Origin of the sequence: Vibrio harveyi NBRC 15634 = ATCC 14126 = KCTC 12724, from assembly GCF_001591145.1 — a bacterium.
GTDB lineage: Bacteria > Pseudomonadota > Gammaproteobacteria > Enterobacterales > Vibrionaceae > Vibrio > Vibrio harveyi.
The window spans coordinates 87,186-101,154 of sequence record NZ_BCUF01000010.1; the positions used below are offsets into that span (position 1 = coordinate 87,186).

A 13,969-nucleotide genomic window follows, 5' to 3' on the forward strand; every position below is an offset into this window, starting at 1 on the left:
GTTCCTTATTTATGATGCTTGTTTGAAGTGTTTGTTTGCGATGGCTTCAACCGAGCCCTCGAAGATATTAAGCCCTTGGGTAAGTTCAGCTTCAGAAATGGTCAATGGGCAGAAAAACTTCACCACTTCATCATTTGGACCTGCGGTTTCAATGACCATACCATTGTCAAAACAGGTTTTTGCAATGTTACCCGCGATGTCACCACTCTTACATTCAATACCAATCATCATGCCGCGACCTTTACGCTGTACGAACAGCTCAGGATAACGCTGTACGCAACGTTGGATCACGCTCTCGACTTTGCTGGAACAAGATTTGATATGAGCTTCAAAGTTACTCGTCGACCAATAGGTTTCTAGCGCTTTGGTTGCCGTTATGAAAGCATGATTGTTACCGCGAAACGTTCCGTTGTGCTCGCCTGGTTTCCATTTATCTAATTCAGGTTTGAGCAAAACAATCGCCATTGGCAGACCATAACCGCCAATAGATTTTGAAAGCGTCACCATGTCCGGCTTGATAGCTGATGGCTCAAAGCTAAAGAAAGTACCTGTGCGACCACACCCAGCTTGGATGTCATCAACAATCAGTAAAATATCGTGAGCTTTGCACAACTTACTAAGTCGTTGCAGCCACTCGTTGGAGGCAACATTCAAACCGCCCTCACCTTGCACGGTTTCCAGTAGAACTGCCGCTGGCTTGTCCATGCCTGCCGAATTGTCAGTCAGCATGGTTTCAAATAATTTCAGACCATCAATACCCGCATAGCCTTCGAATGGAATTCGCGTGACGTTGTTTAAACTTGATCCCGCTCCTTGACGGTGGTGTTGATTACCCGTCGCTGCAAGCGCACCTGCCGTACAGCCATGAAAACCATTAGTAAAGGCCACAATGCTGCTACGACTCGTTACTTTTTTGGCGAGTTTAATGGCAGCTTCAACAGCGTTAGTTCCCGTTGGACCTGTAAATTGAACTTTGTAGTCCAGCGCTCTTGGTTGAAGAATGTATTGGTTTAACGCTTCAAGAAAGGCGGCTTTTGCTTCTGAATGCATGTCCAAGCCGTGTGTAATGCCATCCATTTCAATGTATTCAAGCAACGCTTGCTTAAGTACTGGATTGTTATGACCGTAATTGAGAGATCCCGCTCCAGCAAGAAAGTCGAGGTAACGTTCACCTTGCTCTGTTTCTAACCAGCAACCTTTCGCACTACGAAAAACAACCGGAAAACTGTTTGAGTATGAACGTACGTTGGATTCCTGCTTTTTAAAAATATCCATGATAAGACCGTTATTTGATTCCTATTAGTGGGTTTATTTGAGGGGGATACGATACAAATATTCAGTATCGTGCTTGCCTTTAAAGTGTTTATCTTCATCCAAGAAGGTGGTCACTTCACCGTCATTGCCATTTTGCGCATCAAGCTTTTTGAATAATGCCCAAGATGCATCATTTGCCTTGGTGATCGTGGTTTCAATGGCATTAACATTTTCGAGACCTTCTCGGTCAAGAATGTTTTTGAGCATTTTGAAAGCCAATCCATTGCCTCTAAATCGCGGTGCGACGGCGACTTGCCAAATGAACAATACATTGAGCTCATCCGGTTTCTGATAACCAGAGATGAAACCAGCGATCTCACCTTTGTGCTCGACGAGAACACAGGTTTTGCTGAAATGGCTAGATTGGAGGAAGTTACAATATGAAGAGTTCATATCGAGCGGCGGACAATCTGCGATTAAACCATAAATATCGTCGCCATCAGACACGACAGGTTCACGAAAAATCCATTTTTTGCTTGGGTCTTCTCCAATTTCTGGATACATCACCCAAGGTGCTGAGGTAATCATATGTAGATACATATCCTTCGTACACTAATTAAATTTCTTTTTTATTATGCACACTGATTGTGCATAAAAATCAAACCAACCGGCTCTAAATACCCGTTTATTTGATCCAGATCGCACTAAGACAAAGTGCAGATGATTTTAAAAATAGTTTGAGCTCTAATGTATTTATGGGGTTAAAAATATTTTTAGACAGATGCGCTGCACATTATCGATATTGTGGCATAAAAAAAGCTTTGAACAGGAAGAAAGTCGTAGCCAATTTCCGGCTAGATATGAAGAATTCAGAAAAGAAAACGGCACGTTGAGACGTGCCGTTTTTTAGTTGTTATGAAGGACGCTCAAACTACGCTTTCGCTTTCTTCATTGATTTTGATGTTGGGCGAGGTTCATCCATTAAACCTTTCACTAGAGATACCGTTGCAACCAACAATACGATTGTGAATGGTAAACCAGTTGTTACCGCCATTGCTTGTGCAGCCGCTAGACCACCGCCAAGCATTAGCGCGATTGCAACTAAACCTTCGAATGTACACCAGAACACACGTTGAGGTGTTGGTGCGTCCACTTTACCACCCGCTGCAATCGTATCGATTACAAGAGAACCAGAGTCCGCTGATGTGATGAAGAACACCACAACCAGAATAATACCCACGATAGAGGTTATTTGAGACAGAGGCATCACATCTAGCATCGCGAACAGTTTAAGTGGAAGCTCTGCATCAAATACCGCTTGGTAACCATCGTTCACGTATTGGCTGATCGCCGTACCACCGAATGCCGTCATCCATAATACACACACGGTTGATGGGATCAGGATTACACACACGATAAACTCACGAACGGAACGACCACGAGAAACACGCGCGATAAACATACCTACGAATGGTGACCATGAAATCCACCATGCCCAGTAGAACGCCGTCCAGCCTTGAGAGTAATTCACGTCTTCACGACCGAATGGCATCGATAGTGCTGGAACATTCGCAAGGTATGACATGATGTTCTCAAAGAAGCCCGTCATGATTGCGAGCGTTGGACCCACGATGATCACGAACAATAGCAATAGTGCTGCTAAACCCATGTTGATTTCAGACAGACGTTTTACACCACTATCTAAACCCGCAACTACCGAGATTAACGCTAACGCCGTAATGATCACGATAAGCACGACTTGCGTTGTCTCTGTCATCGGGATGCCGAACAAGAAGTTTAGACCTGTTGCTGCTTGTGATGCACCGTAGCCAAGAGAAGTCGCAAGACCAAACACAGTTGCAACAACGGCTAGGATATCAATAACGTGACCAACCCAACCCCAAACTCGCTCGCCGAAAAGAGGATAGAAAATAGAACGCATCGTTAGAGGCAAGCCCTTGTTGAACGAGAAGATCGCTAAACCAAGAGCCAACAGTGCGTAGATTGACCAAGGGTGAAGTGCCCAGTGGTAAATCGTCGCTGCCATGCCTAGTGCAGATGCCGCCGCGGTATCCCCCTCTGCTGCGCCTAATGGAGCCCAGTCAGTACGGATACCATTCTCAACGTTCACGCCGCCAAGTGCAGCACTGAAGTGAGACATAGGCTCAGATACGCCGAAGAATACCAGACCGATACCCATACCAGCCGCGAATAGCATCGCTAACCAGCCTGCGTAAGTGTAATCTGGTGTTGCTTCTGTACCACCGATACGAACGCGACCAAGTGGCGTTACGATCAGAATCAAACACACCACGACAAACACGTTGCCCGCAGATAGGAAGAACCAATCAAGGTTAGATACAAGCCAACCACGCAAACCAGCAAAAAACGGTTCTACTTGTTGTCGGAAAGTCAGTGTTAACACTACGAACAGGATGATCGACATGCCTGAAATAGCAAACACACGGTTGTGAATATCAAGTCCGAAAGGACCTACTTTTAACGCGACGTTGTCCTGACCAATCTGGTAATCAGTATCGATCGGGTTCACCTTACCGTCGGGGCGCTGTATACCGCCATTATTGTCGGTGCTCACGATTTATCTCCTTAAAAACGTGGCTAGATTAAATTCAAATTAAGCTTGTGTAGGAAGCTGAGTGATGACTTTCTTGTGTCACTTGCTGCAAAGCTTATGTGCGATCGTTGTGTCGCTTTTAGAAGGGTTGCTCTACCTTATAATTTTACCCTCAACCGCCATGATATCGCATTGCATTTTGTTATCAGGACGACTAATTATTTTTGTTGTCAATTTACCGAACCACTATTGCCAAACCACGGACAATGGCATGTCACCGTCAAAGTGATACTGCAGTTGTGCCTGCAACAACTCGGCGGTTGCAAGTGCATCCGTAAGGGCATGATGAGGCTGATAAACAGGTAAATGGTAACGCTCACGCGCATGTCCGAGTCGCACAGACCCAGGCTTTTTACCTTTGAGTTTATTTAACCAACCTTCACATTGTCGACGCTGAATTGCGTATTCGATATCCAAGGTGTCAACGACTGGAAATTGAATCCCCTCACCTATACTGTTTAACAAGGCATTATTGAAGAATTGTCGCTCAATGTTTTTGTAGTGCACGACCACAATCTTACCTGCCAACGCATCAAGAATGGCATCAAGAATTTGTTCAAGTTGAGGTGCATTCTTCACTTCAGAATCGGTAATGCCGTGAATCACCACCGACTCTTCATTCAGTTCTCGATTTGGATTCACAACCCAATGACGAGAGCCACTGCACTGTACGCGGCCTTGGGTAAATGGTACCAAGCCTATGGTGAGAATGGCGTCTTCCTCTGCGTTTAAGCCAGTAGTCTCAAAATCGACGGAGACAAACGGTACCTCTTTTAGTGGCGTATCACCATTCACAATAGGCGTAGAGTAATAACGTTTTAATCGAGTATCTTTCGCTTGTTCGGAAAGTTGCTCGAAGAAAACCGCCCAATCGGGGGTCTGGCTGGTATCAAGCAAATCTCGACTATCTTGCTTCTGTTTAGAAAACCACATCATTTGCCACTTCTCTGGTAACGGAACTTAATGTAGTTCTGTGCGTTGCTTAGGATTTGGAATGCAGCTTTTAAGTTGCGACGCTCAAACTCCGACATTTCTTCTGGCTCGATGTTGTTATCGGGCTCTTCCCCATTTTCAATATCCAGCGCTTGATGTCGGATTCGCACCATGTAGATCAACTCCATAGCGTCTTTTAAATCCATGCCGCGACCTTTCGGTAAGATGCCCGCATTGTTGATGTCATCCAAACGCTCAAACGAGTTTTGCGAACGAGAGCCAATCGCCAAAGCGTGCACCCGAATCAGATCCGCCATTGGTGCGGTACCACGACGCTTCAAGTTGATGGAATTGCGATGACGTCCGTCTTTCTCCATCACAAAGTCTTTGAAGAAGCCTAGTGGTGGTGTACGACGGATTGCGTTATAAGCCATACAAGCCAAGAAACGATTGTTCTTCTTAGCACGACGGACAATGAACCCGCTCAGTTGCTCAGCCCATTTCACGCGTCCATGTACACCAAGTAAATCGAAGAAAATACTGCTATGCAGAAGTCGTTCTGGCGTTGGATTATCAATCCAGTTCGCAAAGCACTCTTCCCATTCTGAGCGCGTTTTACGCCATTGTGGGTTAGTTGCCATAATGTCGCCAGTACAGTAGGTGTAACCGCACTCGGCTAATCCATCACAAACGAATTTCGCGAACTGAGCAAAATACTCACCATGCAATGTTGGGTCGTAGCTGTTGTCTAGAATCAGCGCGTTGTCTTGGTCTGTGACGATAAGCTGTTCATCACGCGCCATGGAGCCCATCGCCAACAAACAATACGGGATGGGCGCAGGACCTATTTCTTGCTCTGCTAGCTCTGCCAATCTTTGCTTAAAACTGCTGCCAATAACCGACATCGCTCGTCCAACCATGTGCGCATTTGCGTCTTCGCTCACCATTCGGACAAAGCAGTCTTTCACTTGTTTAGATACCGCTTTGAGATCTTCTACCGAGTTTTGCTGGAAGATAGAACTCACAAGCAACAAGCTGTTTTGCGACTCATAACGGACGATATCCGTCATGCTGATTACGCCAATCGGCTTTTTATCTTTTAGGATTGGCAGATGATGGACGTTGTAACGCAGCATTGTCAGCATAGCTTCAAACACGTAAGCACTGTAATCGAGCGACACAACGTCGTAGCTCATCACTTCACTTACAGGAATATCGCTGTCTCGACCTTCAGCTAAAACGCGAACGCACAGATCTTTCTCGGTCAAGATACCAAGCAGTTGGTCATCGTCGTCTTCAGTAATGTCTTCTTGCGCGCGGACAATCAAAAGCGCAGTGACGCCCTCTTCTGCCATTAAGATCGCCGCTTCACGAACCGTTGCACTGGCTTCTAGCGTCACTGGCTCACGACTTAAGATCTTGCGCGCTTTCGCAGTCGTAAAGTCATTCCCATCTGAGTGGTTTGATACAGCGGTACGCAGCCTTGCGCTGTCTTCCAACTCCATGAAATCGGCGAAGTTCTCAAACTCGTCACATAGCTCCGTAAAGATATTCTCTGGAATGCAGTAAACCAAGGTGTCTTCAATCGCTTTGGCTGGCATACGGACACGGTTGTTCATCAACAACCCCATTTGTCCAAACAAGCCACCAGCATCGATACGGTTGTACAACTCCCCTTTACGGCGGAAGATTTCCACCACACCACTGCGGATCATGTATAAATCACGAATGTCATCGCCTTTCTTGAGAATGTCCGTCCCTGCGCGGTAATAGGCGACTTCGGCATTCATTGCGATGTTTCTTAGGTGCTCTTCCGGTAAATCATCAAAAGGTGGGTATTGGCTAATGAAATTGAGTACTTCTAATTGCTCGGCTTCCATTCTTTATTCCATACATTGCCTAAACTAAGGCGATAAATATCACCAAGAAAATAATCAGACAATAAATAAATTGAGACGTCAGATAAAAAGCTGTGCAACCGTCGAAAAGCGGAATAATGACTGATGATTATTGAAACGAGTGTGTCTAAAATTGCTTGTTTTCATCTAAAAATCAGCAGTAAAAAACACAATGCATTCACGCGATAAATATTTACTTTAATAGCTCTCGCAATCGTTTTCTTGTGATCTAAATTACATATTGAACGCAAGAACAAAAATCCGTATATTGCGCGTGCCTACGCGGCACACCCTACAATGCACAACGCTATCCTGCTTCCACTGGTGCATTGATATTGGTGTTTAATTACTTCCATGCAAAACAAACCTTCCTCTTTTTCTCGCTTTTTTAAAGAATCGGGCGCTTTGTTATACCTATCGATCCCTATCATTCTGATGCAACTTGCCACTCAGTCGATGGGCTTTATCGATACCACAATGGCAGGACAAGTGAGTGCTGCCGACCTTGCTGCGATCGCACTTGGCACCAGTTTATGGCTACCCGTTTCGCTATTGCTTCGCGGCATCATCATGGCATTAACACCTGTTGTGGCTTACCACCGCGGCGCACAAAGTTTAAATAACGTGCGTATCGCGTTTATTCAGATGCTTTGGTTGTCTGCGTTTGTCAGTGCGATTCTGATTGTTTACTTACTACTTGGGGAAACCATTCTCGTTGGCTTAGGTGTTGCGCCTGAGATCATCCCTATCGCGAGTGATTACGTTGTCGCGTTGGCGTTTGGTGTTCCAGGCATTGCGCTTTTCTACACTTTGAATGGCTTCTGCGAAGGGATGAACAACACTCGCGCACCGATGTTGATTTCTGTGATTGGTTTGTTGGTAAACATCCCTGTTAACTACATTCTGATTTACGGCAAATTCGGCATGCCGGCTCTGGGGGCGGTTGGTTGTGGCTGGGCTACTAGCTTGGTTTACTGGCTGATGTCTGCCCTACTGTTTAGCTACATCAAGAGCCATCACCACTATAAAAACATTCTTCACTTCGCAGAATTAAAACCAGTATGGCAAGAGATCAAACAGCTGTTCAAACTCGGGATGCCGATTGGCTTAAACATTGCGGTTTGTGGCAGTATCTTCGCGGTGATTGCCCTATTGATTGGTCGTATTGGTGCGGAGAACGTTGCAGCGGCGCAAATAGCACTGAATATCTCTAGCATGACGTACATGATCCCAATGAGTCTTTCATTTGGTATCACGATTCGCGTTGGTCATGCATTGGGTGAACAAAAGCTTGAAACGGCCTCTCACCGCAGTTTGGTAGGCATTATTACTGCCGCGCTACTGTCGTTGATTTCAGTCGGCTTCTTCTTGCTGTTCCCAGAGTGGATCATTCGTTTGTACACCATAGATCCTGTGGTTTCAGCAACAGCGGCTACACTGCTGATGTTTACTGCGATGTACCAATTCAGTGATGCACTGCAGACCTCTGCAAACGGCGCTCTGCGTGGCTACAAAGATACTAAGATCCCAATGATTCTGGCAATTCTTGCTTACTGGGGCTTGGCACTTCCATTGGGTATGTTGCTGGGTATCACCGATGAAATCGTTCCTGCCATGGGCGAAGAAGGCTTCTGGATTGGTATCGTGACAGGATTAACTACCGCTGCAATTTCAATGCTGATTCGCTTGGCGCTAGTGATTAAGAAGTACAATCAAACTACGAATGAACTTGATGCTAAAGAACTTGTATTGAACTGATGAACAAAGGAGCTCACTTGAGCTCCTTTGTTCATTTTTAGTTAGGGCTGCTTTAACACTTTGCCATAGAACTTAATTAGAGACTGCTCTGCAAATGTATTAAGCATCTTATTGAAGCGCTCTCTCTCAGACACTTCGACCATTGTAGACCTCACTTCAAGTATTGTTCTTACGGACAATTCAGTCGGCGAAATCAGTTCTGCGCTGCGTGTTAACGAGCCCAAAGAATGGGTCAATTCAAGAGTCGGAGGAATATCCGTAATTTCCCATAAATTGTTGGTATCGTAATACACATCAGACACAACTCTCACTCCATGGAAAAGTGCAGGATACTTCTCATTGTACATTTTCAGGTCAGCCAATTCCTTCTTGATCCATGCATCATGCTCTTCATATTGAAGCTCTTCTTCAACGCCTAGAAACGGCTCGATGACCGACTCAGACCGGACAACGGTTCGAGTCGACATAGTGTCGAGATTTTTGACCTGAAATTCGGGGTTACCGATGCTTGTTACCACTTCGGAATATTCATCCGTTAATTTTTCGATACGTTCAGCTTCACCCAGTTCATACAAATTGGCGCGCACTAACCCAGCATATTCACCGACGTAAACCCTTTCTTGAACTTCTTTTTGTCCACCCAAATCATCAAATAAAATCACGGTGTCAGTATTCATTTGCCATCGGTAACGGCTTTGTTGCATTTGTCCAAGTTGAGCGTCTTGCGTCAATGGAAGAGACACTTTGCTTTGAATCCACTCAGGTGTGTACTGCCAATTGGTTTGTGTATCAGTTGGGTCTACACAATAACGTTGTTCACCATACTCAAAACAAACAACTACATGGTTAAATGCCGTCATTGTTGGCAGCAATACCCCTTCTGTTTTGATTTGCTTTGTTGCGACCAAAACTAACTCAGCGTCCAAGCCCAGTTTATTCAATAATCCGAGTAGCAAAACAGATTTATCTTTACAGTCACCCAAGCGGTTTTCAATCGTCTCGGCAAGGTCATGCGGTGTCATCGCATGACCGAACTTTGAACGCGAAACGTAACGAATATCACGAGACACAAAGCTCAAAATGCGTTTGATTTTCTCATCAGTGTCGATTGCGCCATGAGTCAATGTTTGAAACAGCGGCTCTAAGCCCGATTGATCTCTAAACGCTGTGTTCATGGTGGTTGACGCGCGATCCGCGACATCTTGCCATGTTCTCATAGACCCCAAAGCAATGCGACTAATAGCATCACGCCACTTAACCTGATAATCACCATCAAAAGCAGCGATATTGTGCCCCAAACATGAGAGAGTTGAATTGGTCTGTTTACAATTCACATCTTCGCTGTCATTTGCCCAATAAACTGGCGAAGCCTCATCCCACACGACGTCGAGTCGGAAACTATCCATTGGGTAGCTACGTTGTGTATGTAGCTCTTCAGCCCAATCATGTTCCATCATTGAACGTTGAGTAATGATTTCATACTTCAAGACAGCAATACCACCTTCTTCCAAGCCTGGGATTGCTAAAGCGATCTCTTTTTGACTGGAAAAGGTGTTATAAACGCCTGTACCTAGCACCTGAATTTGAGATGGGTCAATCTGCTTTATCACTCCGTTTGGTGAAACTGATGCAGCCGCTTTGATTATCACTTTTTCATAATTAGGGTCAAAGTACAGCCCCATCGTCCCATGCGATTCAACGTCGACAAACCTTGGAAAGTAGTTGACTAATGTTTGCTCTTTTCTAACAACGTCGGCTCGAACATTAAACTTAGTTTCACGTAAAAGCTGAGCCATTGCAGAATGTGATTTATCTTTAGGGATGAGAGCTAACGCGTCCCGTAGACCGTCTTGTGATAACTTCCAGTCGATTTGGGGATACTCGTTAGCATGCACACCTAACGACCCAGCAATAGCGACTAGGCTAAATAACTGAGTTAAATTCATTGTAATGTGAACTCCTTTGCCATCGCTGCAAACTCTGGTTTTCTATGAGAGTAAGTTTTAGCGGGTTGATCTAGGATTCCCATTAGCTCATAGCTATTATCACCAGAGTGAAGCAAAGTCACGTAACCCGAAGCTAACATTGAGCCACTTTCCTTGGTGCAGACTAACTCTACCTTGAGCGCAAAATCGTTACCGACAAAGCTGCGTGACTCTACACAACGAGACGCACCAATCTCCTCATCAATCCATTGACGACGATCATGCATGTGCTCGTTAATATCCTGGAGCTCTCGGTTATTAAACACGATTAGGTAAGAACCAAACTCTTCACTCGCAAACTCTGCTAACGCTGAGCCATCACTGTACGTACCAAGCTCTAAACGATGCCAATTAGCACCATGGAAAGTGAGCTGAAAATCCTGTCCCTGTTCAATGTAAGTAGATTGATCTGGGTACGCTTCTAAACTGTCTTTCATTACGGAATTGTTGTACATCACGCCATACATCAACAGCACACCCGGTGTCATAATGATTACGACTAACCATTCCAGAGGATGGTAACCACCTTTTTTGCCTGTAAACTCAATATCGCTTCGCTGACGTTTGAAATTGTTTACTCGATAAGAAAAAGCAGTAAATGAAGTAGCAGTAAGTAAATATGCAACAAAGTCTAGCCATAAGGGTGTTGCCCACTGCGAAGTTAGGGAGAAGTAAATCGTTGATAACAAGAACCCTAATGCACCTAAGTAATAAACGGTACGAACATTGAGGTTCTTATTATCCTCTTCGAGTTCACAAAGCGTGCTATCCAAGCTGCGAAATGCGAAGTATTGGAAAATCGCCAACCAAGGAACAAAAAACCATAAAAACGGTTTGAAGTTTCTAGCGGATAGTTGGTCTATTTCTTTAATACGGCGATAGAGCCAAAAGTTTGTGTAAAAGCCGAGAGTACTGAAAGCTAAAAACCAATCAAAAATTGGTTTTCTTGGATACGCCACTTTCATTTTTTGAATAGGCGCGTCATCAGAAGACGATTTATCTAACACTTCTTCGCAAGGCATACTGCTGGTTTCTTGCATTTTTAAATCCATATTTTAATTCAAAGCCAAAACGTACGTTGATCCGACTGCGTCACATTGCATTTCAGTCATAAGCTCGAAAGATATTTCTAACTCACTCGTTATATTTATATTTTATAAATCGGTGATATTAACAAAGATGCATTAAAACACGAATGAAAGAAGCTTAATGCATCTCCTTTTGTGATTAACGTTAAATAATAACTAACGCAAATTATTCTCTTCTCTGCTGATTTTTACTTCCAAATGTTGAGTTTCAAAAAATCACTACTCGTATAGTTGAGTATCGCATTACGCCTCCTTACAAAGCTGTACCAATCATTACAATTAAATTTATAGATAAGCCTTATATTTCACGTTTGTTTCACGTTTTCTTTGATACAAGACGCATCATAAAAACCAAACACATCAGTAAATTAGGGAATATTTATGAAAAAGCCCACCTTTGGGCCTTTACAGCCTGTTGCTGTATTTGCGCTATTTTCGCTTGTCTTTTTGTCCACTTCGCGGATTTTATTAGCCTTTTGGCTCTCTGACCGGATCGAATCTTTTAACGACCTTATTTACATTCTTGGTCAGGGTTTACGCGTCGATTTTGCAACGATTTGTTGGTTGTTTATCCTGCCAGGCTTACTATCTGCGCTGTTACCGGTGACCGGTAAGATTGGTGAGTGCTGGAAATGGTTACTCCGTTGTTGGATGGTCGCTGGTCTATGGATCTTGGTATACATGGAGCTTGCTACCGCTCCATTTATACAAGAATACGATCTTCGTCCGAACCGTTTGTTCGTGGAATACCTCATTTATCCGAAAGAAGTATTCAGCATGCTTTGGACTGGCTACAAGTTAGAACTGTTCATCGGCACGCTTGGTACGGTTATTACGCTTTTCTTAGGTTGGAAATGGAGTAAGAAACTGACGGATAACGCTCAGCAAGTAAACTGGAAATGGCGTCCTGTTCTTGCAATTTTAGTGGTTCTGATTGGTGTCGCTGGCGCTCGTTCATCTTTGGGTCACCGCCCTCTTAACCCTGCAATGGTGGCATTTTCGAATGATCCTCTAATGAACGATCTGGCACTCAACTCTTCCTATTCACTGTTGTTTGCTGTCAACAACATGAAGTCAGAAAAGAGCGCAGAGCAGTTTTACGGAAAAATGGATGATCAGAAGATGCTCGACATCGTTCGCGCCTCTTCTGCTAAGTCTGATTTTGATCCATCTTTACTTCCAACTATGAACAGCAACCAAGCAACATATCAAGGAAAGCCAAAGAACTTGGTTATCTTGCTTCAAGAAAGTTTGGGCGCTCAATTCGTTGGTTCCTTGGGTGGTCTTCCTCTTACACCTAACTTCGACAAGTTGATGAATGAAGGTTGGCAGTTCACTCAGATGTACGCAACGGGTACGCGTTCTGTTCGTGGTATCGAAGCGGTGACAACAGGTTTCCCACCGTCACCATCGCGCGCAGTGGTAAAACTAAGCAAAAGCCAAACAGGTTTCTTTACTATTGCTGACTTACTGAAAAACCGCGGTTACCACACTGAGTTTATTTATGGTGGTGAAGCAAACTTCGATAACATGAAAACCTTCTTCTTCGGTAACGGCTTCGACCAGATTGTGGAAGAAAAAGACTATGAGAACCCTGAGTTTGTTGGCTCTTGGGGTGTAAGTGATGAAGATCTTTACACTAAAGCGGACCAAGAGTTTGAGCGCTTATCAAAAACTGACAAGCCTTTCTTTAGCTTAGTATTCAGTTCGAGTAACCACAGCCCATACGAATACCCAGAAGGTAAGATTGAACCTTACGATGCTGAGCATATGACGCGCAACAATGCCGTTAAATACTCAGACTATGCGATTGGTACGTTCTTTGATAAAGCGAAAAAATCTTCTTACTGGGACGATACTATCTTCATCGTCATTGCTGACCATGATGCTCGTGTATTCGGTGCGAACTTGGTGCCAGTGAAGCACTTCCACATTCCTGCTTTAATCATTGGTAAAGACATCAAACCGCGCAAAGATGACCGCATTGCAAACAACATCGACATGCCACCAACACTGCTGTCTTTGATTGGTATCGATGCAAAAACACCGATGATCGGTCGTGACCTGACTAAGCCTTTGGCTCGTGAAGATGAACGTGCAATGATGCAATATGACAAGAACTTTGGTTACCTAACCCGAGATAACCTCGTTGTATTCTCTCCGGGTGAGAAAGTATCAACAATGCAATACGATTTTGATAAACAAACCATGGAGCCGATGAACGTTGATCCAGCCGTTATTGAACGCGCGAAAGCCAATGCACTATTTGCCTCTAAGGCGTACCAAAACAACTGGTATGCATCCAAAGCGGTTCAGTAGTCATACCAAACATTCATTGAGCTATAAATGAATAAAAGGAGCGCCCAATGCGCTCCTTTTTGTTTTCTCACATTGTTGTATTCTTAGTGTCTGCAGTCC

9 protein-coding genes are annotated in these 13,969 nt (G+C 44.3%); 2 read left to right on the forward strand and 7 right to left on the reverse strand.

Going from position 1 to position 13,969, the window contains the following annotated elements; all coding sequences use genetic code 11:
• Positions 1 to 9: 9 nt before the first annotated feature.
• The 5 genes from ectB to VHA02S_RS07750 all read right to left on the reverse strand — a co-directional run bounded on the left by ectB (position 10) and on the right by VHA02S_RS07750 (position 6,702).
• Positions 10 to 1,275 carry a diaminobutyrate--2-oxoglutarate transaminase gene (gene ectB, locus VHA02S_RS07730; protein ID WP_009697465.1) on the reverse strand — a complete coding sequence of 422 codons (1,266 nt, stop codon included), beginning with the start codon at positions 1,273 to 1,275 and terminating at the stop codon, positions 10 to 12.
• Between the two features lie 33 nt (positions 1,276 to 1,308).
• The gene (ectA, locus tag VHA02S_RS07735; RefSeq protein ID WP_038897882.1) at positions 1,309 to 1,842 is read right to left on the reverse strand and encodes a diaminobutyrate acetyltransferase; all 534 of its coding nucleotides are present in this window, start codon (positions 1,840 to 1,842) and stop codon (positions 1,309 to 1,311) included.
• A gap of 343 nt (positions 1,843 to 2,185) precedes the next feature.
• Positions 2,186 to 3,850, reverse strand: coding sequence for a BCCT family transporter (locus tag VHA02S_RS07740; RefSeq protein WP_005446060.1), 1,665 nt, complete (start codon positions 3,848 to 3,850; stop codon positions 2,186 to 2,188).
• A gap of 225 nt (positions 3,851 to 4,075) precedes the next feature.
• A complete protein-coding gene (locus tag VHA02S_RS07745; protein ID WP_038897880.1) occupies positions 4,076 to 4,825 on the reverse strand; it encodes a 3'-5' exonuclease in 750 nt (249 codons plus the stop codon).
• Positions 4,822 to 6,702: a DUF294 nucleotidyltransferase-like domain-containing protein gene (locus VHA02S_RS07750; protein WP_005446064.1), complete on the reverse strand. Its 1,881-nt coding sequence runs from the start codon at positions 6,700 to 6,702 to the stop codon at positions 4,822 to 4,824. The genes VHA02S_RS07745 and VHA02S_RS07750 overlap by 4 nt, the downstream gene beginning before the upstream one ends.
• A 372-nt stretch (positions 6,703 to 7,074) precedes the next feature.
• Between VHA02S_RS07750 and VHA02S_RS07755 the strand changes: the two genes are divergently transcribed.
• The gene (locus tag VHA02S_RS07755) at positions 7,075 to 8,478 is read left to right on the forward strand and encodes an MATE family efflux transporter (protein WP_038897879.1); all 1,404 of its coding nucleotides are present in this window, start codon (positions 7,075 to 7,077) and stop codon (positions 8,476 to 8,478) included.
• A gap of 41 nt (positions 8,479 to 8,519) precedes the next feature.
• Here the strand turns inward: VHA02S_RS07755 and VHA02S_RS07760 are convergent, their stop codons facing one another.
• Together VHA02S_RS07760 and VHA02S_RS07765 are read right to left on the reverse strand one after the other, a co-directional pair.
• The gene (locus VHA02S_RS07760) at positions 8,520 to 10,424 is read right to left on the reverse strand and encodes a DUF3857 domain-containing protein (RefSeq protein WP_058649090.1); all 1,905 of its coding nucleotides are present in this window, start codon (positions 10,422 to 10,424) and stop codon (positions 8,520 to 8,522) included.
• Entirely contained in the window at positions 10,421 to 11,503 is a 1,083-nt protein-coding gene (locus VHA02S_RS07765) for a hypothetical protein (protein ID WP_038899699.1), read from the reverse strand. Before VHA02S_RS07765 ends, VHA02S_RS07760 begins: the two co-directional genes overlap by 4 nt.
• Before the next feature lie 429 nt (positions 11,504 to 11,932).
• On the opposite strand from VHA02S_RS07765, the gene VHA02S_RS07770 reads away from it, so the two are divergent.
• Positions 11,933 to 13,870 carry an LTA synthase family protein gene (locus tag VHA02S_RS07770; protein ID WP_038899698.1) on the forward strand — a complete coding sequence of 646 codons (1,938 nt, stop codon included), beginning with the start codon at positions 11,933 to 11,935 and terminating at the stop codon, positions 13,868 to 13,870.
• The last annotated feature ends 99 nt before the right edge of the window (positions 13,871 to 13,969 follow it).